Below are 19325 nucleotides of genomic sequence, written 5' to 3'. Positions count from 1 at the left end.
CCCCTCATTTTCTTAACTTGCGGTAATCTAAATCTCCTCGTTCTAATGCGTGCATTAACATTTCAGCACTCGCCATATTCGTTGCAAGTGGAATTGCATATACATCACATAAACGAAGCAATGCATTCACATCCGGTTCATGCGGCTGTGCTGTTAATGGATCGCGGAAGAAAATTACCATGTCTAAATCATTTTTCGCAATCATTGCACCAATTTCTTGATCGCCACCAAGAGGACCAGATTGATATCTTGTTACAACTAAACCGGTCGCTTCCATAATACGAAGCCCTGTCGTTCCTGTTGCAAATAATTCATGTTGTTCAAAAATTGGTTTATATGCGTATGCAAACGAAACCATGTCATTTTTCTTTTTGTCATGTGCGATTAAGGCAATTTTCATCCGTTGTCTCCCCTTTAGTCGATAATATTTTCTAAACCGTACACAAGATGATCTAGATTCATTACTGTCTCAATTGATAGTTTTACACCAGACATAAATGATGCACGATTGAATGAATCATGGCGAACTGTTAACATTTGTCCGTCTCCACCAAACATTACTTCTTGGTGTGCAATAAGTCCTGGTAAACGTACACTATGAATGTGAATGCCGTCTACGTTTGCACCACGAGCTCCTTTTAGTTGCTCTACTTCATTTGGATGACCTTGCTGCTTAGATTCACGATTTTGACGAATCAATTCTACTGTTTTTACCGCAGTACCAGATGGTGCATCTAACTTTTGATCATGATGCAATTCAATTACTTCAACATCTTGGAAGTACTTCGCTGCCATTTGTGAGAATTTCATCATAAGAACTGCACCAATTGCAAAGTTTGGAGCGATAATTGTTCCTACTGCTTTTTCTTTTGCAGTCTCGGTTAATTGTTTTAGCTCTTCTTCTGTAAATCCAGTTGTACCAATAACAGAACGAAGTCCACGCTCAACTGCTAGTGTAACGTGTTGTTTTCCAACTTCTGGCGTTGTTAAATCTAACAACACATCTGCTTCTACTTCCTCTAAACAAGTATGTAAATCCGCGTAAATAGGTGTATCTAACGCTGGCATTCCAGGTAAATCAGAGATTTTCTCTCCACCATGCTTATAATCCACTGCTGCTACTAAATTAAAATGTTCCGTTCTTTCCATAAGAAGAACTGCTTCATGTCCCATACGTCCTCTTGGTCCAGCGATAATTACTTTAATTTCTTTCATTATTCTTTCTCTCCCTCATCAATACGTGTCCAGCGATCTTTATCGCGAGTATTAAATTTATTCATTACAATGTTATGTGCTGTTTCTAAATCAATATTTAAACTATTTGCCATACAAATCATAACAAATAATACATCTCCAAGCTCTTCTTCAATACTACGTTCTGTTTCAGTTGTTTTCTTCGGTTTCTCACCATAATAATGATTAACCTCTCTTGCAAGCTCCCCCATTTCTTCCGTTAAACGAGCCATCATTGCAAGTGGACTGAAATAACCTTCTTTAAACTGACCAATATATGCATCTACTTCTTTCTGCATATCCTTCATCGTTTTCGCTTCCATACAATTCACCTCTAATCCTTCCTCTTTCATGTTAGCCAATTCATCGCGATTTGACAAATATTATTCCCCGCCAAACACCTATTTGCGACCCTTTTTGGGAAAGATTATAATAAAGTGAAACTTTCTTTTGCATTTTTGGCAAAAGATCAACCTAAACCAATCGGGTTCCAACGACTGGTTTTCCCTGCTTCCTTGCTTTATTCCCTACCAGCCGTTGGAACGGGGTAAAGTGAAACTTCTTTTGCGTTTTTACAGCCTTCACTATTTTCACTAGCAACTAGAAATTACTTATCATTATGTTTTACCGTTTCAGCGGAGCAATGCCATTTACATAATTAGGGGGATTTCTATATGACATCAAATTTGAAGATTCGAAATATCATTTTCATTTTAATCGGTTCCGCTATTTTTTCTTTCGGTATTGTGAATATCAATATTGAAAATCACCTTGCAGAAGGTGGATTTACCGGTATTACACTATTATTGTATTTTCTATTTAAGTTTGACCCTTCTTATTCAAACTTACTTTTAAATATCCCTATATTTTTTATTGGTTGGAAATTACTTGGAAGAACGACATTTATATATACACTAATCGGCACCTTTAGCGTATCTTTATTTCTATGGATTTTTCAGCGTTACGAAGTTCTCAACTTACATGTAAACTTACAAAACGATATGACACTTGCTGCTTTATTCGCCGGAGCATTTATTGGTATCGGTCTTGGGATTATATTTAAATACGGCGGAACTACTGGCGGTGTAGATATTATCGCGAGACTCGCTCATAAATATGTTGGCTGGAGTATGGGGAAAACGATGTTTATGTTTGATGCTATCGTCATTATCGTCTCTATCCTTACCTATTTATCATATCGCGAGGGTATGTATACGTTAGTTGCTGTTTTTATCGGAGCGAAAGTGATTGATTTTATGCAAGAAGGAGCCTATGCAGCAAAAGGAGCAACGATTATCTCAGATAAAAACGATGAAATTGCTGCCAAAATTTTATCTGAGATGGAGCGCGGAGCAACCTTTTTAAAAGCTGTTGGGTCGTATACAAAAGTGGAACGGAACGTATTGTATTGCGTTGTTGCTAAAAATGAAATCGTGAAACTAAAAAACATTATTACTTCTGTAGATCCTCACGCCTTTGTTGCTGTAACTGACGTACATGATGTAGTTGGTGAAGGTTTTACATTGGATGAAAATAAAAATCCATTACATACGTAAACACAACTAGAAAAGCTTTTTAGCTTTTCTAGTTTTTTATTACATATCGCTTAAGTTTCTCTAAATCCTCATAAATAAGCTCCAATAAACTCCGATTATAAAAAATGGAAGCAGGGTGAAATGTCGGAAAAATATAATATTCTTTCTCTGACCATGTAAACTCTGCACTTTGCATATCCTTTAATTTTTGAATGGGCTGTTTGAATAATTGTCCGTGTACGTCTGTGATTTTTTTATCTTTTCCTGTTAAACGTTGAAGACCGATATTGCCAAGCGTGACGATAAGTTTCGGATTTATTTTCTCTAATTCATAATCTAACAAAGGCGCATGGGCAACTATTTCTCCTTGATTTGGCGTTCTATTATACTTTTTTTGTATGATTTCACCATTTCGTTCTTTTTTCTCTCGCCATTTATAAGGTCTACTCCGAACAGCGCTCGTAATATATACTTCATCCCTTGTAACGTGAATACGTTCTAAAAAACCCATTAATTGTTTTCCTGCCCTCCCGCTAAACGGAATCCCATTATGAATTTCTGTTTCACCAGGCGCTTCTCCTAACAACATAAATTTAGGATTTTCAGGACCTTGTCCACTTAAAAAGCCTTCTAGCTGATAAGGAGCACTACGTTCTTTCACTTGTTTTACTAAATGACTTGGATATTTCATTTGCCCCACCACCTTTCCGCATTACTTCTATTATTGCTACTTGCCATATATTATATAATTCAATTCATAAAACAAAAAAGACTATCATAATTGATAGTCTTTAGTCGTCGCTACGCTGCATACCAGTATAAATCAATACAAGACGTAATAATTCAAATACCGCTACAGCTGCAGCTGCTACATATGTTAATGCTGCCGCATTTAATACTTTACGAGCTTGCCCATATTCATCAGTTGATACGATACCTAACGCTTCAATTTGTTGCATTGCACGCTTGGATGCATCAAATTCAACTGGTAATGTAACAAGTTGGAACACAACACCTGCTGCCATTAAAATGATACCTAATAACAACAAACCAGACATTTGTGCAAATATACCGATTAGGACGAAAATCCAAGACATATTCGAACCAAAGTTTGCAACTGGCACTAACGAATGACGAACGCGCATAAAGTTATAATCTTTTGCATCTTGAATTGCGTGTCCTACTTCGTGTGCTGCAACTGCTGTACCAGCAACTGAATGACCGTAATAGTTATCTGTTGATAATCGAACTGTTTTTGCAGTTGGATCATAATGGTCTGATAAATGACCTGGTGTTTCTTCAACGGCTACGTTGTATAATCCATTCTCATCTAAAATTTTCCGAGCCACTTCTGCTCCTGTCATACCTGATGTTGAGTAAACTTGTGAATACTTGCTATAGGCACTACGTACTTTTGACTGTGCGTACAACGGTATGATCAAAATGATCGCGAAGTAAATTAAATAAAACATCATGAACCTCCATTGAAGTTTTAATTATAGTACTTCTCATTCTATTTTCTTCTGCCACCATTGTCAATGAATAAACCTTACAATCCGTATCTTTATTTATTACATTATCTATTCTTAGAATGTACATTACTTTTTCTTTTTTCTCTCTCCCCTTTATACTTTCTCCATCCAACATAAGTTAATGTGAATAAAATAAGACCTCCAGTAATTGTCATAAACCAAATGAGAGAGGGTGCAATTTCGTCTTTTTTTACTGTATGAAATATCTTTTGTAAATCCCCTTTAATGATTCCTACTTGCATTTGCCCACCTTTCGTTTTTAACATAACGTTACGGAATTCATCCAAATAAGATAAATGGGCATTTACACGCTGCACTTCGTTTTCTGGCAGAGCTATCATTAAGCTTGGATAAATAATATTAAATTCATGTAAAAATGTGTTTAACGTTTGTTGAAACTGTCCCGTATCTTCTTTTGTCATCGCTTTTTCCATTTGAGAAAAGGCATCCATTACTTTTCCTTCTCTTTCCATCCAAAGTGGTTGGTACTTCGATACTTGTGCATCAACAGCGAGCTGCAGTGCTAGTACATTATCAATTTTAACTTGTTTACTTACCTCTTCTTCCGCGAGAGATTGTTTCGCTTTGTCGTAAGCTAAAGAAATAACTCTAACTTGATCTGGCGTTACTTCTTGCTTCTTTTCATTCCCCTTTATGACAAACTGCTCCGAGAAATGTTGTAATACTTGTACTGCTTTTTCATCTTCATTACGCTTCACTAATTGTAATGAGTCATCCAACAAGCCTGTTAGTTCACTCCACTCTTCAGCATATATACGTAACGGAAACATTATAATTAGAAATGCTATCAATCCAACTAATGTTCTCTTCATCACGGTCCCCCCTATAACTACTAGTACAAAATATGTTAATTTGGACAAGAATAGAACAGAACTGGACGGAAAAATATATTATCGTTTTACAAACAAAAAAATTCTCTTTAAACAGAGAATTTTTCTTTTGAAATCCTTTTCTTTTTTACAAAATATTTATACAAGCTATAACAAATTATGCTACCACATAAAATAAATAATAAAATAGCACACGCTGCATGCATAAAGAACTCTTCTGGTAACATTAATATAATCGGATCCGTTTCAATATCAAACATCCAATAATCATTACTGAATAAAAGCTTATGGAATAATACAAAACTCTTTTCAAAATTAATAGCGATTGGTAACACAAGCGCAATCGGAAAGATAATTGTTACAATCGATCCATGCAGTAAAAACTTTTCATTTTTCTTTTTTAATAAATACATGCCGCCTACTATTGCAATTATAATTGTCGCATACATTACATATTGTATCTTTACTAAAATATTTTTAACATCTACAAAATGAATACGACCATTTGTAGACATATCTAATGTGGGCAACTGTAATGCACCGTCATAAAACGGAGATAAATATGTGATAAGCACATCATAATTTCTTTTAATATCATCCTTCGTCATATCTGCTAAATCTGGAATGTTTAAAAAATCAATTTCAAAATAATATAGCCATTTTCCGTATACAACCGCCGTTGTTGCGAGTGCAAATATAGAAAATGCTATGCTATATGAAACAATTATCGTAATCAATCGATCCAATATTTTTGTACCACTCGTATTTTTCTTCATTTTCTCCCCCTAATGTTCTAACGATTATAAAGAAAACTGTTTTCGATTCTCACGTAAGCAATAATAATATGTCATACAAAGCACAGCAATGCTTAACCAGAACGTAAAATAACCAATTTCCCCTACAAACAAATGCATAATTCCGTATCTCGGCATTTGCCAAAACAAATAATCAATTGCATCGTTATGTAATGTCCATATAGCTGCTACTGCAAAATGCCATTTTTTTATACGGTAAAACGGTGCATATAGCACTGCTTGTACTGCCATCGCAAAATGTGAAAGCATTAACATATACCCGATAAAGCCAATAGGACCTTTTACATAGATCATAATCCCATTTACAACAACAGCCCATATTCCATATTTTATTAAAGTAACAATCGCTAGCGCCTCTATTAATCCCCAATTTCTTTTTATTAAAAAAGCAATTAAAACAAAGACAAAAAAGAGACTTGCCATAGGACTATCGGGTACAAACGGCCAAAATATAGGTGAAGTTTCTTTTAATTGATTTCCATACCATATAAATCCGTATATTGTACCTAATATGTTAACAACTAATAAAAATAATAATACGGAGCGTTGTCTTAACATTGCATACAAATAAACCAAGTTGTATGTCCAACACCTTTCATTCTTTCATCAAACTCTACTCTATTATATAGTAAACTTTCTATCATCAAAATAAAAAGCTGACTACAAATTTTGTAGTCAGCTTTTTATTATTTTTTATTATACTTTGCAACGAATTCCGAAAGCTTCTTCAGCTCCTCATCTGTACCTTTAAATACACCTTTAGGCATGGAACCTTTTCCCTCTTTCGCAATTTTAGCAATTTCTTCTGGCTTCAAAGTTAAATTTTGCAGTGCCGGTGCTGCTGCTCCGCCCTGTAAATTGTCACCGTGACATGTTAAACAAGTATTTTTTTGCATTAATTTATAACCGTCATCATTTTTATCAACTGGTGCTGTTTTTACAATTGCTCCTTGTTTTTTTGCAGCTTCCCAGTCGTGGTGTGCTACAGATTCCCAAGTTAAAAAGATAATCGATGCAATTGCTAAAAGCATAAATCCCGTTGCTACAGGACGCTTCAATGGGCGTCTTTCTGGGCCTCGATCAAGAAATGGAGCTAACAGTAATGCGCCAAACGCAATCCCTGGCATAATGAACGCTCCAATTACAGTAAATGAGCCAGAAGCATAAGAATACTTTAATAACTGATACAAGAATAAGAAATACCAATCTGGAAGTGGTATATACCCAGCATCAGTTGGATCCGCCATTCTTTCAAGCGGTGACGGATGCGCCACTGTTAAACATAAATAACCGATTAAAAAAACTGCACCAACCATCCATTCTTTTAACAAGAAGTTCGGCCAAAATGCTTCTGTTTTCCCTGGGTATTCCGAATAGTCTTTTGGAATGTTTGGTTTCCGAGCTACTGGTACCCGAGAATCTCCTACAAACTTCATCCCTTTGCCGCGATGCATAATCTCCCTCCTTTAGTTCTTTCCCCTTTAATTTAGCAATCTCTTATAGTGGACCGGAAATACCTTGTTTGCGAATCATGATGAAGTGGAAGGCCATTAAACCTAGAAGTGCTGCTGGTAAGAAGAAGACGTGAATAGCAAAGAAGCGAGTTAATGTTTGAGCGCCAACAATTTCGGAATGACCAGCGAGTAATGTTTTAATGTAAGGACCAATGAGCGGCGTTTGCTCTGCAATTTGAATCCCTACTTTCGTAGCAAATAACGCTTTCATATCCCACGGTAATAAATATCCGGTAAAACCAAGACCTAACATAACAAAGAAAATAAGAACACCAACAATCCAATTTAGCTCACGAGGCTTTTTATACGCACCCTGGAAGAAAACTCTAAGTGTATGTAAAAACATCATTACAATTACGAGACTAGCACCCCAGTGGTGCATACCACGAACAATTTGCCCATATGCAACTTCATTTTGCAAATAATAAACCGATTCCCAAGCATTTTTAATATCAGGCACATAATACATCGTCAAAAACATTCCAGATAAAATTTGAATTACAGTAACGAAAAAGGTAAGTCCGCCAAAGCAATAAACGAATGCAGAAAAGTGATGTGCCGGGTTTACATGTTCAGGTACTTCATGATCAGCGATATCACGCCATATTGGTGTAATATCTAACCTTTCATCTACCCAATCATAAATTTTATTTAGCATCTACTTTGCACCCCCTCTTGGCTTCGCTTTTCCTAGATACAACGTTCCATCTTTCACTTTAGATTCGTATACATCAAGTGGAGCAAGGGGCGGCGTGCCTTTAATGTTAATTCCGTCTTTTGTGTAACGGCCCCCGTGACATGGACAAAAGAATTGATTCGGATGTGCTTTGTCCGAATTCCAGTTAACCGTACATCCTAAATGTTTACATACTGGAGAGAACGCAACAATGTCTCCGCTTTCATCTTTATGAACCCAAGCTGATTTTGGCTCTTCGGACTTGTACCAACCATCAACCTGCTTCACCTTAAAGTCGAAACGTTTCGGCTCTGTTGTAATATCCTTTACTTGTGCAACAGCAACCATATCCGTTCCCGCTTCTTTTCTTAACACCGGATCAAGCGCAAATCGCGTCATCGGCATTAAAATACCCGCTGCCATAAAGCCTCCTACCCCTGTAAGGGTGTAATTTAAAAACTGTCTTCTTGACACACGATGTTCTTTCTCGCTCACGAAAATTTCCCCCCTCTATCAGAAATTGTCCCCTCGTGATAAATTATATAAAAAATAAAAACTAGGACACTATCATGATATAATACGCTCATGCACAGGTCAATATCATACTACTCATAATAATAAGAACTTTCTGTTTATTATTGTTTTCCCCATTTTTCTTCTAACATTACCATTATATTTTTTATATGTGCATGAATCACTTCTCTTTTCGCTTGATCACTAAATTGTTCTAACGCTAATGAAGGAAACCAAAATAAATCTCCCTGCAATTCTTGCATATCTTCTTTCCATGAAAAATCACTTGTAACATAAGCAATATGCTTAAAACCTTGCTTTCTCAAATGATTTGTCCATTCTTGCAAACGACCTTTTTCGTTTTTTTGACTTTCTACTAAATACGTAAATGCAGGTAGTAAAAGCACTCTTCCTTTATATTCTCTTTCTAGCTCCATACTCAACAATTCGATAAATTCGCCTTGTTCTACTACCGTTTTCATTTCTTTTGCTGCTGAAATTGATAAAAGTGGTATAACACCCGTATCTACATATTCTCTTGCTTGCTCAAACTGCTCCACATCTTTTACAATCCATTTCAAATTTCTTCCCTCCCTCACCTGGAAATGACAGAACTTTCACTTTATATATATTAAACCATACTAAAAGAGGTAAAAAAAGAAAAACTCCCTATATTAAGGTAGTTTTTCTTAAAAAGTCTGAAATTTGTAAAATTTTATGAATCCAAATGAATTTTATAACATCTTTAACTCCGCTGTTAACCTATGAAACGCTTCCTTATCTTGCTTATCCAGCGCTTCATCAATTTGCTTTAGAAGACGTTCTCTTCTAAAAGAAAATACACTTTCTTCTAAAAACCTTTCTGCAAGTAAACGATCTTTTTCATTTACTTCAATGTGCTTTGGTAAATACGGGTTTTCTTCTAATACAGCTACATAGTTGGCATTTTGAAACGATGATTTAAAATTGAGTTGAATATAAATATCCTCATCTCGATTTAAACGAATATCATGAAACGATTTTTCAGCATCTGTTGTCATAACATTTTGTTTAAAAAAGTGAAACGGTGTATCTTTTACACAATTCGCGGACATTACTAAGCCACGCGGACAATATTTTGCATGCTCTACGAAGTGGACTTTATGCATCAATTGGTCGTGACTCATTAAATAATTCAAAATCCATACACATTCACGCTGTTTCAGTTGGTAATTATTCAAAAACCATTTTACAAAATCCTTCTTCTCGTTTACAGAAACAGGGGTATTCATAGCAATTAAGTCCCTCCTCTGTCTTTCTCTTTTCTTTTTAGATTCAAGAAGCGGCATTCAGTTTCCTTCCAACTTATGAAAAATCCTCTAAATTATATAACAATTCTTCAATATGAATTTGTGTCGGGTCTAGTTGTATTAACTGAGTAAATACTTCTTTCGCCTCTTTTCGCATACCTTCTTCCAATAAGAAATAACCGTACTCTTCCAAGAAGTCTGGATGATTCTTAAAAGAAGTATATGCACTTTCATAGTGTTTTAATGCATCCGAATACATTTCTAATTGTTTTTTTGCAAATGCAAGATCCCAAAGTAGTTGTGTATCTGGTTCTCCGCTATCAATTGCACGCTCTACAACAGCGATTAACTCTTCATATTTTTCTTGTTCCTTTAAGATGTACGCATATTTTAATGTTGCACCTAAATGTCCTGGATCTAACTCAAGCGCTTTTTGAAGTACTTCCTCTGCTTCCGCAATTTTCCCTAATTTCGCTGCAATGTTTGCTAATTCTACATAAAATGGTACAGAAAGCTCATCTACTTTAATTCCTTCATGAAGTGTTTCATAGCTTTCTTGAAGCATCCCTTCTTTTTCATAGCTTTTCGCTAAATACATGTAAAGCGATGCATACTCAGGATCTAATTCTTTCAGTTCTTGCCAAGCACCAATTGCTCGTTGGTATTCTTCACCTTGGTATAACGTGAAGGCATATCCAAATAATGAGTGAATATCTTTTTGTTCCTCTAAACCTGCTTCGTAGTAAGAAATCGCCTCTTCCCAATTTCCAATCGCGCTTAACGTTTCTCCAAGGCGTAGCGCAATGACAACACCACCCATTACTTTATGTTCCGCTAATAGCGACTCATAATAAGTGATTGCCTTTTGTTCTTCACCTTTACTACTATATAACTCTGCTAATCCAAACGTAATGACAGGCTCGTCAGGCATCATTTCTTTCGCCTTTAATAGTTTTTGTTCTGCTACATCATCGAAACCTTGCATTTGGAATAAATCCGCAACAAGTAATAACGATTGAACATATAAATCATCATTTTCTGGAATATCATGAAGCACTTCAATCGCTTCATCTTCTTTGTCTAGATCAATATATAATTCTGCTAAAAATACAGTGAATTCACTTTCCTCTGGATACAATAAACGTAAGTCTTCTGTAATAGCTAACGCTTCATCCGTAAATCCAAGTGTATGATAATAGCGAGCGATATCATACTTCTCTTCATCATTCGCAATTTTTAATTGTTCTTTTAATAATTGTAATCCTTTTTCCGCTTCACCATTTTCAATATATGAAACAGCTTGTTCAAACTTTTGCATAAACGTCTCCTTTAATTCTAAAAAATATTCTTTTCTGTTCATTTACCCCGCTATTAACAGGCAGTAAGACCCCACCTCAAAATTCAGCTAAGGCAAAGAAGTTAGTTTTTGGGTCAACTGCCCGTAAAAGCCCGATTGGTTCAACTAATAATCAGCGGGGGATAAACATCCCCCTACTAATTAAAGTTTCACTTTATCATAAGCAACTAGGTGTAAGAACGCAACCTTTAGAATGAGCATACTTCTTCTTGTACTTTCACTGATAACGATTCAAATATGACACCGATACCGCATTACTACTTTCTATTGTACCGTTTTCTTTTATGACCGTGCAAATAACTCCCCTTATGAATTATTAGCCCGCACGAACTCTTTACAGTTCTTCTTTATTTAAATAAAAAAGACTCCTATATTAGGAGCCTTTACAAACTCTTAAGAGTATGTTTCTTCTTTCTTTACTTGCTCGTTTACAAGCTCTTTCAACAGTTCTATAATTTCATCATTTTCTTCTTTCAAACCGACAGTAATACGAATGCCATCATGTATACCAAATGCAGCACCAGAACGAACGATATAGCCTTTCTTCATTAATCGTTCGAAAGCCTCATTACCAGGAATACCGAGCTTTAAGAAAATGAAATTTGTTTGAGATGGATAATAGAATACGTTATATTCCTTACAAAATGCATAATACTGATGTAAACCTTCTTCATTCTTTTTCACACATTCTTGTAAAAATGCTTGATCTTCTAAAGCAGCGAGTGCTACAGATTGCGCTACAGTCGATGTATTAAATGGTAACCTTGCTACTTCTAATTGCCCAATTAACTGCTCATTACCAACCCCATACCCAATACGGAAAGCGGCTAAACCGTATGCTTTTGAAAACGTGCGTAAAATCATAAGATTTCCATACTTTTCAAGAAGTGGCAACGTTTGCGGATAGTCTTCTGCCCCCGCATATTCATAATATGCCTCGTCCATAATAACGAGCGCTGACTTAGGAACTGATTCTAAAAATGAAAGTAATTTTTGTTTCTCTACATATGTACCTGTCGGATTATTCGGATTACAAATCCATACGATCTTCGTTTTATCATCTACTTGCTCTAGCATCGCATCTAAATCATGAATGCCATCTTTAAGTGGTACTTCACGAACTTTTGCTCCTTCAATAACAGCATGGTGATGGTATTGCGAGAATGTCGGATTCGCCATTACAACATTTGTTCCTTCGTGTAGTAATGCACGGCTAATCATTTGAATGACTTCATCTAATCCACTACCAAATAGTAGTTGTTCTGCTTTTACACCTAAATGTTCCGCTACTTTTTTCCGAAGTTCAAAGGCATATCCATCTGGATAAAGGGCATATTGGCTCGCTAAAGAAGTTAATGCTTCTGTTACACGCGCTGAGCAACCGAATGGATTTTCGTTCGATGCTAATTTCACAATTTTTGATAATCCATATTCCCTTTTTACTTCTTCAATATTTTTCCCAGGCACATACGCTCTCAAAGTTAACAATTGTTCTTTTACTCTCATTTTTCTTCCCCCAGTCGTTTTATTCAATTCGATTACAATGAGGTTATAATCTCTCACTGCAATCGTTTATCTTAACCGTCACTATTACGAGGACACCTTGAAACAAGCACTCCTTAGCTCTTAAACCATATCCTTTTGAAATGCCTCTAACGCAATATGAACAGTCTCATCTGGAATAGATACGACATTCACTACCCCATATTCCTGCATAAGTACCATATGAATTGCTCCAGCATTCGCTTTCTTATCTTGTTTCATCAACCCGACGAGGCGTTCTACATTCAAATCACTTGGCATTTTTGGATAACCGTACTTTAAAAACCACTGCTTCATCTCTTCATAAGCAAGATTAACCTTATACACTTGCTCACTTAGGAATATAGCAAATAACATTCCAACCGCTACTCCGTCACCGTGAGTAATATTTCCGTATCCTAGTTCTTTTTCAAGAGCATGACCTAACGTATGTCCAAAGTTCAAATGAGCACGTACACCTTTTTCTGTTTCATCTTGTGCTACAATGTTTGCCTTTACAGGAATCGCCTTCTTTAATATGTGGATTAATTTCTCATCACGAAGATCTGCTAATGTTTGCACTTCTTCTTTTAGCCAATGATATAGTTTCACATCACCAATTAGAGCATGTTTTATCACTTCTGCATAACCTGAGCGCCACTCTTTTTCAGGAAGAGACTGTAAAAACGGCGTATGATATACGACTGCTTCTGGTTGATGGAATGCACCTATCATATTTTTACCTAACGGATGATTGATTGCTACTTTCCCACCTACTGCGCTATCGTGAGCTAATAAAGTCGTCGGAACTTGAACAAAGCGAATTCCACGCATAAATGACGCAGCAACAAAACCAGCTAAGTCTCCAATCATCCCGCCTCCAAGTGCGATAATTAAAGAATTTCTATCTAATTTATTTTCAAGAGCTGACGTATGAGCCGCATAGAAATTTTCAAAGGACTTCTCTTTTTCACCACTCGGTACAACGAATGAAAATACTTTTTTCTCTATTTGCAACGCATCTACAACCGTCTGTAAATGTAAAGATGCAACAGCTTCATCTGAAATAATCATGATGTTTGATACAGATGGCTTCATATTTTGAACAATCGTTGTCAAATGTGACAACGATTCTTTCCCTACATATACATCATATTCTTTTGATTTCGTTTGAATATGTATGTTTCCCATTAAAATCCCCTCGCATATTCATTATGTCTCTCAATATTTTCACGAATAAGGTCCATACGATCTAATCCGAATTGTTTTATTAGAGCTGTAGCTAATTCCCAAGCTACAACCGCTTCTGCAACGACACTAGCTGCTGGAACAGCACAACTATCTGAACGTTCAATACTTGCTGTAAAAGGCTCTTTCGTATCAATATCGACACTTTGCAGCGGTTTATATAGTGTAGGTATCGGTTTCATCACACCGCGTACAACAATTGGCATTCCAGTCGTCATACCGCCTTCTAAGCCACCCGCGTTATTTGTTCTTCTTGTATATCCATGCTCTTCATTCCACACAATTTCATCATGAACTTCGCTGCCCGGTCTATGCGCTGCTTCAAAACCAATTCCAATCTCAACACCTTTAAAAGCATTAATGCTCATCATTGCGGCTGCTAATTTTGCATCTAGTTTCCGATCATAATGCACATAGCTTCCTACTCCAATCGGCATTCCTTCCACAATTACTTCAACGATGCCACCAATTGAATCACCATTTGATTTCGCATCATCAATTGCTTTTATCATTTGATTACCAGCTTCTTCATCTAAACAACGTACAGGTGATGCTTCTGTAATACTTTTTAATTCTTCAATTGAACGATACGTAGTCTCCTTAGCCTGTACACCACCAATTTCAATTACATGGCCTGCTACTGCAATACCAAGTTCCGCCAACACTTTTTTAGCAACCGCACCAGCAGCAACACGTACTGTCGTTTCGCGAGCCGAAGAACGTTCCAGTACATTTCTCATATCTCTATGACCATATTTAATCGCACCATTTAAATCAGCATGTCCAGGTCTTGGTTTTGTTACTTTCCTTTTCATTTCTTTTTCTTCTTGTTCCGTTAACGGCTCTGCACCCATAATTTTTGTCCAATGTGCAAAATCACGGTTTTCGACAACAAGCGCAATTGGAGAACCTAATGTCTCTCCATGTCTAACACCACTTACAATTTGCACTTGATCTGTTTCAATTTGCATGCGTCTACCGCGCCCATATCCCTTTTGCCTTCTAGCTAACTCTTCATTTATATCATCCGCTACTAATGGTAGTCCGGCCGGAACACCTTCTATAATCGTTGTAAGTTGTGGACCATGAGATTCACCAGCTGTAATATATCGCATACGTTATTCCTCTTTTCGTATATGTATTTATCTCGCTATATTAAGCAATAATATTATCTTTCATTACTCTAAAAATATGAAAGAGTTATGAATACATCAGCCATTCGCTTATTCTCCGATAGGCCGTTACTTTACATATCAATATATCATAACAGCTCTAACTTCGTAACTAATAGAAATAAAAAAAGTGCAAGAAGAATACCCCTATTCTCCTTGCACTTTCTACTATTATCACAGTGATTAAAGCGTTTACAAATTATTTCAAAATAATTAGTAAATCCATTCATTCATTAATTTTGAGTAGTCAACTAATTCTTCTTCTTTAAAGAAAATAGCAATCTCGCGCTCTGCACTTTCTAACGAATCAGAACCATGGATAATATTTTTCGCAACAGTTACACCGAAATCTCCACGAATTGTTCCAGGAGCTGCTTCATGTGGTCTTGTTTTACCCATCATGTTACGAGCTGTATCTACTACACCTTCACCTTGCCATACCATTGCAAATACAGGGCCAGATGTAATAAAGTCTACTAATTCACCAAAGAAAGGTTTCTCTGTGTGCTCAGCATAATGTTGTCCAGCAATTTCCGGAGTGACTTGCATTAATTTTGCACCAACTAATTGAAAGCCCTTCTTCTCAAAACGAGCTACAATTTCCCCAATGAAGGCACGTTGTACACCGTCTGGTTTAACCATTAGAAATGTTTTTTCCATAAAAAATCTCTCCACTTCTGAATTATGTATGTAATTGTATATCCCCACACACATATTAACACCCTTATCACAATTGTGCAATAGTTTTGAAATAGAGAGATTATTTTATTTTTTAGAAAAAACACTAAAATTTTCGTTTCCCAATATACTTTGCTACATTTTGTAATGCATACTTTGCTTGTCCACGTGGGAGTGGTTTTATAATTTCTAATGCTTTATGTAAATAACGTTCACTAAACGCAAATGCTTTATCAATAGCATCACTATTTTTTACAGCCTCAATAATTTCTTTCATTTCGTCCGCTGTTGTATTTTCATGTACAGATTTGATTTTCTTACAAAGAACCGGATCTTCCATAGCATATAGAGCAGGAAGCGTAATGTTTCCTTGCAATAAATCACCACCAGCAGGTTTTCCAAGTTTCTCTTCTGTGGAAACGAAGTCTAAAATATCATCAATAATTTGATACGACATCCCTACGAAATAGCCATACCAAAACAGACGACTTACTGTATCACGATTAGCGCCAGCAGCAATTGCTCCTAATTGGCAACTTGCAGCAATTAATAATGCGGTTTTTCGCTTTATTCTTCTTAAATATGTTCTTAAATTTTGGTCATAGTCATACTTATCTTTAATTTGTTCGATTTCACCTTTACAAACTTCTAAAATGGTATGCGATAGAGCCTGATGTGCCTCTGGAATTTCAATATTCGTTATACATTCAAGAGACTTAGCGAATAAATAGTCCCCTGTATACATGGCAATACGATCTCCCCATTTCGCATTCACAGTTGCACTACCACGTCGTAAAAACGCGGCATCAATAACATCATCGTGAACAAGAGAAGCCATATGAATAAGTTCTAACGCAACAGCTACATGCTTAATTGCGTCTAACTTATAATCTCCAAATTTCCCTGCAAGCAACACAAATACAGGACGAATTCGCTTCCCACCAGCTTCAATAAGTTGTAATGCCGCCTCTTCTACTAATGGCTGTTCAGAAGCAACTGTCTTTTTTAATTCTTTTTCTATCACATTAATATCCGATCGTAAAAAAGAGTACATAAGTTGTAACTTCATATTGTTCACCTTAACCTAAAACTTCTTTTTTCTATTTTGATTCTGGTTTCATACCTAAATGCATCGCTGCTACCCCAAAAGTAAATGGCTTCACTTGCACACGTTCAAGTCCAGCTTTTTCGAACATATTAGCCAATTCTTTCATACCTGGGAATGTACTAGCAGATTCTTGCAGCCATGAATATTCTTTATAACTTTTCGCAAATAACTTTCCAAATAACGGCATGATATATTTAAAGTATAAAATATAACCTTGTCGAAAACCAATCATTGTTGGTTGAGATGTTTCTAAACAAATTACTTTTCCACCCGGTTTTACTACACGCGTCATTTCTTTTAATACGTGCATATAATCCGGTACGTTACGTAAACCAAATCCAATCGTTACATAATCAAATGTGTTATCTTCAAATGGAAGTTCCATTGCATTTCCGTGTAGAAGTTCTACTTGTTTTAATTGTAAAGCCTCTACCTTTTGCTTACCAACAGATAACATATTTTCACTGAAGTCTAAACCAACAACCTTGCCCTGTTCACCCACTGCTTCAGCTAGCGCAATTGTCCAGTCCGCTGTCCCGCAGCAAACATCAAGCGCTTTACTACCTGGTTTTACATCCATAATGCGCATCGTCTCTTTACGCCACGCTTTATGCCTTTGAAAACTAATTACAGAATTCATTACATCGTATTTATCAGAGATTTTCTCAAATACATCATGTACTCTTTCTTCTTTTGATTGTTGCATGCTCGTACCTTCTTCCAATGTAAAATTGCTTATGTCTTCGATTTATCTCTTAACACAGAGTTTATTTCGCTTATATCTGTGTGATTTTCTAAAAATTGATTTTCTTTCTTTCCGAGTTCCATCATCCATCCATTCATAACTGTTTCTGCATCCGCTTTATCGTTCAAAATCTCTTGAACCGCTTGAAAAACAGGTGAATGCTGTTTTTCAACATGTAATTCACATTCTTTTTGGAGACGATTTTTCCCTAATACATATGTTATAAACGATTTCCAATGCGATAAATGAAAATGATCACATGTTTTTTGCAAAAGTGCAGACTCAATCGTTACTACACTTTCCAGTATGTCATCCATCGTTTTATGCGCTTTTTGATATAACATTATTTTGTGTTCATTAATTTCTTTAATTCCTTCAGCAAGCGCACGAATTAAAACAATATCACGATTCATAGATAATAAGTAATAATATAACCCGCTATAATAATCACCAGCAAGCACTGTTAACTGGCGGCGCTTATGCGATTCATTCGCTTCTTCCCCTACTTTATTCGATACTCTTTCATGTGTATCAAGCGCAATTTGCACAAGCATAATCGTCACTACATAATGCTCAATTTGTTTTATATGTAAATTTGCACCTTTTAAAGCACCATATAACAATGCTATTTTCTCTTCATCAATAAATGGTTCTTCAATATAGTTTATAAAATAAGGATGGCGTAATTTCACCATCAATTTCTCTCTTATACCCGCATACCCTCCGTAGATGTCACACACAAAAATCACCCTTGTTTTCTAATTCATAAAACTTATTATAACACATACACTCTATTTTCTATAACCAAAACTTGGCTACTCTTTCCAAACTTCTATCGAACTACATAACATCTTCTATTCTTTTAAGTAGCCTTTCTATTCTCACTCTGCCTTGCTAAAACTATATCATTTATTAAAAAAAAAAAAAAAAAAAAAGAAAAGCAGTTTCCCACTTTTCTTTACTTCGTTTTAATAAAAGATAAAATTTCACTACGTGCTGCAGCATCATTTTCTAGTACACCACGTACTGCTGTTGTTACTGTTTTTGCACCTGGCTTTTTCACACCACGCATCGTCATACACATATGTTCCGCTTCTACTACTACCATTACACCATGCGGCTCTAGTACTTCCATAATAGAGTTCGCTACTGTTGATGTAATACGTTCTTGCAGTTGTGGACGACGTGCAATTGTATCTACAGTACGAGCTAATTTACTTAACCCTGTCACTTTTCCGCCTTGCGGAATATATGCAACGTGAGCAACTCCATAGAATGGAACTAAATGATGCTCACACATCGAATAAAACGGTATATCTTTTACTAGTACAAGCTCCTCGTGATCTTCTCCGAACACTTTGTGCAAATGTTCTTTCGGATCTTCATGCATACCTGAGAACACTTCTGCGTACATTTTTGCAACACGCTTTGGTGTATCAAGTACTCCCTCACGATTTGGGTCATCTCCGATTGCCTCTAAAATAAGACGTACTGCATGTTCAATTTGTTCTAAATTAACTTTTGCCATCCGCTAGCCC

General features: G+C 36.2%; 23 protein-coding genes. 1 reads left to right on the top strand and 22 read right to left on the bottom strand.

The window, feature by feature from the left end; all coding sequences use genetic code 11:
• Window positions 1-4 precede the first annotated feature (4 nt).
• From mgsA to MR083_RS08655, 3 genes are read right to left on the bottom strand one after another with little or no spacing between them, the layout of a single operon-like run.
• Entirely contained in the window at window positions 5-400 is a 396-nt protein-coding gene (mgsA, locus tag MR083_RS08665) for a methylglyoxal synthase (protein ID WP_000684765.1), read from the bottom strand.
• A gap of 14 nt (window positions 401-414) precedes the next feature.
• Window positions 415-1215: a dihydrodipicolinate reductase gene (dapB, locus tag MR083_RS08660; protein ID WP_000658804.1), complete on the bottom strand. Its 801-nt coding sequence runs from the start codon at window positions 1213-1215 to the stop codon at window positions 415-417.
• Window positions 1215-1556, bottom strand: a complete 342-nt coding sequence (locus tag MR083_RS08655) for a nucleotide pyrophosphohydrolase (RefSeq protein WP_001992677.1) — start codon at window positions 1554-1556, stop codon at window positions 1215-1217. Before MR083_RS08655 ends, dapB begins: the two co-directional genes overlap by 1 nt.
• Window positions 1557-1907: 351 nt before the next feature.
• Between MR083_RS08655 and MR083_RS08650 the strand changes: the two genes are divergently transcribed.
• Complete coding sequence (locus tag MR083_RS08650) at window positions 1908-2789, top strand: YitT family protein (RefSeq protein WP_000203310.1); 882 nt, start codon at window positions 1908-1910, stop codon at window positions 2787-2789.
• 28 nt (window positions 2790-2817) lie between these two features.
• Here MR083_RS08650 and MR083_RS08645 read toward each other — a convergent pair whose 3' ends face one another.
• The 19 genes from MR083_RS08645 to folE form a co-directional block, all read right to left on the bottom strand.
• Complete coding sequence (locus tag MR083_RS08645; protein WP_000876953.1) at window positions 2818-3459, bottom strand: uracil-DNA glycosylase; 642 nt, start codon at window positions 3457-3459, stop codon at window positions 2818-2820.
• A gap of 100 nt (window positions 3460-3559) precedes the next feature.
• Window positions 3560-4240, bottom strand: coding sequence for a zinc metallopeptidase (locus tag MR083_RS08640; RefSeq protein WP_000499537.1), 681 nt, complete (start codon window positions 4238-4240; stop codon window positions 3560-3562).
• Between the two features lie 104 nt (window positions 4241-4344).
• On the bottom strand, window positions 4345-5133 hold the full coding sequence (ypjB, locus tag MR083_RS08635) for a sporulation protein YpjB (protein WP_000831687.1): 789 nt from the start codon (window positions 5131-5133) through the stop codon (window positions 4345-4347).
• Window positions 5134-5240: 107 nt separating this feature from the next.
• Window positions 5241-5927, bottom strand: coding sequence for a lipoprotein intramolecular transacylase Lit (gene lit, locus MR083_RS08630; protein ID WP_000742534.1), 687 nt, complete (start codon window positions 5925-5927; stop codon window positions 5241-5243).
• Between the two features lie 24 nt (window positions 5928-5951).
• Window positions 5952-6542, bottom strand: coding sequence for a lipoprotein heptaprenylglyceryl N-acetyltransferase LhaT (lhaT, locus tag MR083_RS08625; protein ID WP_000262825.1), 591 nt, complete (start codon window positions 6540-6542; stop codon window positions 5952-5954).
• Window positions 6543-6652: 110 nt separating this feature from the next.
• The gene (gene qcrC / locus MR083_RS08620; protein ID WP_000554603.1) at window positions 6653-7420 is read right to left on the bottom strand and encodes a menaquinol-cytochrome c reductase cytochrome b/c subunit; all 768 of its coding nucleotides are present in this window, start codon (window positions 7418-7420) and stop codon (window positions 6653-6655) included.
• Window positions 7421-7463: 43 nt separating this feature from the next.
• Window positions 7464-8138, bottom strand: a complete 675-nt coding sequence (gene qcrB / locus MR083_RS08615; protein ID WP_000932700.1) for a menaquinol-cytochrome c reductase cytochrome b subunit — start codon at window positions 8136-8138, stop codon at window positions 7464-7466.
• Window positions 8139-8651, bottom strand: coding sequence for a menaquinol-cytochrome c reductase iron-sulfur subunit (gene qcrA, locus MR083_RS08610; protein ID WP_001290418.1), 513 nt, complete (start codon window positions 8649-8651; stop codon window positions 8139-8141).
• A 140-nt stretch (window positions 8652-8791) separates the two neighbouring features.
• On the bottom strand, window positions 8792-9268 hold the full coding sequence (locus MR083_RS08605) for a YpiF family protein (protein WP_116733345.1): 477 nt from the start codon (window positions 9266-9268) through the stop codon (window positions 8792-8794).
• Window positions 9269-9403: 135 nt separating this feature from the next.
• The gene (locus MR083_RS08600; protein WP_001095923.1) at window positions 9404-9940 is read right to left on the bottom strand and encodes a ReoY family proteolytic degradation factor; all 537 of its coding nucleotides are present in this window, start codon (window positions 9938-9940) and stop codon (window positions 9404-9406) included.
• 73 nt (window positions 9941-10013) lie between these two features.
• Window positions 10014-11276: a tetratricopeptide repeat protein gene (locus tag MR083_RS08595; protein WP_001168676.1), complete on the bottom strand. Its 1263-nt coding sequence runs from the start codon at window positions 11274-11276 to the stop codon at window positions 10014-10016.
• Between the two features lie 432 nt (window positions 11277-11708).
• Complete coding sequence (gene hisC / locus MR083_RS08590; RefSeq protein WP_242268958.1) at window positions 11709-12821, bottom strand: histidinol-phosphate transaminase; 1113 nt, start codon at window positions 12819-12821, stop codon at window positions 11709-11711.
• A 120-nt stretch (window positions 12822-12941) separates the two neighbouring features.
• A complete protein-coding gene (gene aroB, locus MR083_RS08585) occupies window positions 12942-14027 on the bottom strand; it encodes a 3-dehydroquinate synthase (protein WP_242268956.1) in 1086 nt (361 codons plus the stop codon).
• Window positions 14027-15199 (bottom strand): chorismate synthase, encoded by a 1173-nt coding sequence (gene aroC, locus MR083_RS08580; RefSeq protein WP_242268954.1) that lies wholly within the window; start codon window positions 15197-15199, stop codon window positions 14027-14029. The genes aroB and aroC overlap by 1 nt, the downstream gene beginning before the upstream one ends.
• A 270-nt stretch (window positions 15200-15469) precedes the next feature.
• Window positions 15470-15916, bottom strand: coding sequence for a nucleoside-diphosphate kinase (ndk, locus tag MR083_RS08575; RefSeq protein ID WP_000415885.1), 447 nt, complete (start codon window positions 15914-15916; stop codon window positions 15470-15472).
• A 124-nt stretch (window positions 15917-16040) separates the two neighbouring features.
• Entirely contained in the window at window positions 16041-17003 is a 963-nt protein-coding gene (gene hepT, locus MR083_RS08570) for a heptaprenyl diphosphate synthase component II (protein WP_000776070.1), read from the bottom strand.
• A gap of 31 nt (window positions 17004-17034) precedes the next feature.
• On the bottom strand, window positions 17035-17748 hold the full coding sequence (gene menG, locus MR083_RS08565; protein ID WP_001187662.1) for a 2-heptaprenyl-1,4-naphthoquinone methyltransferase: 714 nt from the start codon (window positions 17746-17748) through the stop codon (window positions 17035-17037).
• Window positions 17749-17777: 29 nt separating this feature from the next.
• The gene (locus tag MR083_RS08560; protein ID WP_016717014.1) at window positions 17778-18527 is read right to left on the bottom strand and encodes a heptaprenyl diphosphate synthase component 1; all 750 of its coding nucleotides are present in this window, start codon (window positions 18525-18527) and stop codon (window positions 17778-17780) included.
• Window positions 18528-18745: 218 nt separating this feature from the next.
• Window positions 18746-19315, bottom strand: coding sequence for a GTP cyclohydrolase I FolE (gene folE, locus MR083_RS08555; RefSeq protein WP_001151482.1), 570 nt, complete (start codon window positions 19313-19315; stop codon window positions 18746-18748).
• Between the last annotated feature and the right edge of the window lie 10 nt (window positions 19316-19325).

Source organism: Bacillus cereus group sp. BfR-BA-01408, assembly GCF_022663305.1.
Lineage (GTDB): Bacteria > Bacillota > Bacilli > Bacillales > Bacillaceae_G > Bacillus_A > Bacillus_A pacificus.
The sequence above is the reverse complement of the archived record's forward strand: the minus strand, read 5'-3'. Positions and strand labels throughout refer to the sequence as shown.

What these genes read in the sequence shown, in the direction of transcription:
- mgsA (WP_000684765.1), bottom strand. Translation starts at nt 400, where the DNA reads ATGAAAATTGCCTTAATCGCACATGACAAAAAGAAAAATGACATGGTT.
- dapB (WP_000658804.1), bottom strand. Translation starts at nt 1,215, where the DNA reads ATGAAAGAAATTAAAGTAATTATCGCTGGACCAAGAGGACGTATGGGA.
- MR083_RS08655 (WP_001992677.1), bottom strand. Translation starts at nt 1,556, where the DNA reads ATGGAAGCGAAAACGATGAAGGATATGCAGAAAGAAGTAGATGCATAT.
- MR083_RS08650 (WP_000203310.1), top strand. Translation starts at nt 1,908, where the DNA reads ATGACATCAAATTTGAAGATTCGAAATATCATTTTCATTTTAATCGGT.
- MR083_RS08645 (WP_000876953.1), bottom strand. Translation starts at nt 3,459, where the DNA reads ATGAAATATCCAAGTCATTTAGTAAAACAAGTGAAAGAACGTAGTGCT.
- MR083_RS08640 (WP_000499537.1), bottom strand. Translation starts at nt 4,240, where the DNA reads ATGTTTTATTTAATTTACTTCGCGATCATTTTGATCATACCGTTGTAC.
- ypjB (WP_000831687.1), bottom strand. Translation starts at nt 5,133, where the DNA reads ATGAAGAGAACATTAGTTGGATTGATAGCATTTCTAATTATAATGTTT.
- lit (WP_000742534.1), bottom strand. Translation starts at nt 5,927, where the DNA reads ATGAAGAAAAATACGAGTGGTACAAAAATATTGGATCGATTGATTACG.
- qcrC (WP_000554603.1), bottom strand. Translation starts at nt 7,420, where the DNA reads ATGCATCGCGGCAAAGGGATGAAGTTTGTAGGAGATTCTCGGGTACCA.
- qcrB (WP_000932700.1), bottom strand. Translation starts at nt 8,138, where the DNA reads ATGCTAAATAAAATTTATGATTGGGTAGATGAAAGGTTAGATATTACA.
- MR083_RS08600 (WP_001095923.1), bottom strand. Translation starts at nt 9,940, where the DNA reads ATGAATACCCCTGTTTCTGTAAACGAGAAGAAGGATTTTGTAAAATGG.
- MR083_RS08595 (WP_001168676.1), bottom strand. Translation starts at nt 11,276, where the DNA reads ATGCAAAAGTTTGAACAAGCTGTTTCATATATTGAAAATGGTGAAGCG.
- hisC (WP_242268958.1), bottom strand. Translation starts at nt 12,821, where the DNA reads ATGAGAGTAAAAGAACAATTGTTAACTTTGAGAGCGTATGTGCCTGGG.
- aroB (WP_242268956.1), bottom strand. Translation starts at nt 14,027, where the DNA reads ATGGGAAACATACATATTCAAACGAAATCAAAAGAATATGATGTATAT.
- aroC (WP_242268954.1), bottom strand. Translation starts at nt 15,199, where the DNA reads ATGCGATATATTACAGCTGGTGAATCTCATGGTCCACAACTTACAACG.
- ndk (WP_000415885.1), bottom strand. Translation starts at nt 15,916, where the DNA reads ATGGAAAAAACATTTCTAATGGTTAAACCAGACGGTGTACAACGTGCC.
- hepT (WP_000776070.1), bottom strand. Translation starts at nt 17,003, where the DNA reads ATGAAGTTACAACTTATGTACTCTTTTTTACGATCGGATATTAATGTG.
- menG (WP_001187662.1), bottom strand. Translation starts at nt 17,748, where the DNA reads ATGCAACAATCAAAAGAAGAAAGAGTACATGATGTATTTGAGAAAATC.
- folE (WP_001151482.1), bottom strand. Translation starts at nt 19,315, where the DNA reads ATGGCAAAAGTTAATTTAGAACAAATTGAACATGCAGTACGTCTTATT.